We start from the raw sequence: 1,565 nt of genomic DNA on the forward strand, positions 1-1,565 counted from the left end.
TCCAAACGGAAGTAGATCGGTGCTTCGCGTTCACTCAGGGCCTCTGGCCGCTCGAGGGAATGGGCAAAGGTCACGCTGGCAGCCAGGTTCTTGCCGCGGGCAAACAATTCGATGGAGTCGCTGGAGACCCGACCGTGCTGCTCGACGTTGTAGCGGTCGTGGCGGATCGCCCCGACGTCGTAGCCAAGGCCGGTGCCGTATTCGGCGAACACCGGCCGCAGCCAGTTCCAGGTCACCGGGCGGCTCCAGCGCAGGTCGTTGCGCCAGTAGTAGCCGCTGTCGCCATTCAGGCTCTGGTCCTTGTAGCCTCGGATCGAGGACTGGCTGCCCAGGCTCATGCGTTGCGAGCTGAACAGCACATCCTCGCTGCGCTGGGCGGTGACCAGGCTGCTGAACACCAGCGACTCGTCCCACAGCTTGAACGGCTGCATGTAGCTGGCCGTGGCGGTGTACTTGCGGTAGCGCGCGTTGGCCTGGCGATTGCCGTATTTGTCGCGCTCGTTCTGGCGCTGGGCATCGAAGGCGCCGATGCCGTCCTGCAGCCCCAGGTCGAAGTTGACGAAGGCACCGCCAATGCGCCGGCCGTGGTTGATGCCGAACTGCGCTTCGCTGAGGCGGTTGCTGCTGTTACTCAGCTTGCTGTCTTCGATGTAGTTGTTGGTGCGCAGGTAGCTCAGGCCGCTGTTGAGCGAGGTCTTGCTCACGGCATCGCGGTGGATCACCCGCTCCAGGCGCAGCTGGTGGTTCTGGCTGTCGCCGGTCTGCTTGAAGTTGAAGCCCACGGCCTGGGCCAGGGAGCGGTATTCGCTCTGGCTGTAGCTGTAGCTGAGGTTCCACCAGCCGAACGGCAGGTTGTAATAGAGCATGGCGTTGCGCGAGGTTTTCTGGTGGTCGCTGATGGCGTCGTGGCCGCCACGCAGCACCAGTTGGTCGGCCAATCCCAGGGGGCTGTCCCATTCGAAAGAGCTGCCCCACTGCTGCTCGCCGGTACTTTTCTGGCCTTCATTGCTGCGCGACAGGCCGACGCGCCAGGGCTTTTGCGCGGTGTTCTTGACCAGCACTTCACTGCCACCCACGGCCTGGCCGGGGGCCAGTTCCATCTGCGCCTGGTTCGACGGCAGGCGATTGAGCTGGTCGACCATCTGCTCGATCTGCCGCAGGTTGAGCAGTTGCCCGGCGCTGCCGGGGAAGGCCATTTTCAGCTCGCGGGCCGTGAGCTTGCTGTCATCGGCGGCCTTCAGGCCTTCGAGCTTGCCTTCCACCACCAGCACCTGCAGGTGGCCACTGGAAAGGTCCTGTTGCGGCAGGTAGGCGCGGCTGGTGACCAGGCCCTTTTCCAGGTAGCGGTCAGTGATCGCCTTGAGCAGTTCATTGAGCTGGGCCACCCCCAGGCACTGGCCGATGTAGGGTTTGAGCAGGCTGTCGCGCTCGGCGGCGGACAGCGAGTCGGCGCCCTTGAGCTGGATGTCCTTGATCGCAAAGCAACGGCTGTCGGCCGGGGTGGTCGGCGCTGTGGGAGCGGCGCTCTTGCCGGGCAGGTCCTTGAGTTCTTCGAGACGCCGCTG

1 protein-coding gene is annotated in these 1,565 nt (G+C 64.5%); it reads right to left on the reverse strand.

Translation table 11 applies throughout. The features are described from left to right. The coding region (locus GV818_RS33630) for a ShlB/FhaC/HecB family hemolysin secretion/activation protein (RefSeq protein WP_161778737.1) at positions 1–1,565 on the reverse strand (1,565 nt) is incomplete at both ends.

This window comes from Pseudomonas sp. Fl4BN1 (genome assembly GCF_009908285.1).
In the GTDB taxonomy this organism is placed as follows: Bacteria; Pseudomonadota; Gammaproteobacteria; order Pseudomonadales; family Pseudomonadaceae; genus Aquipseudomonas.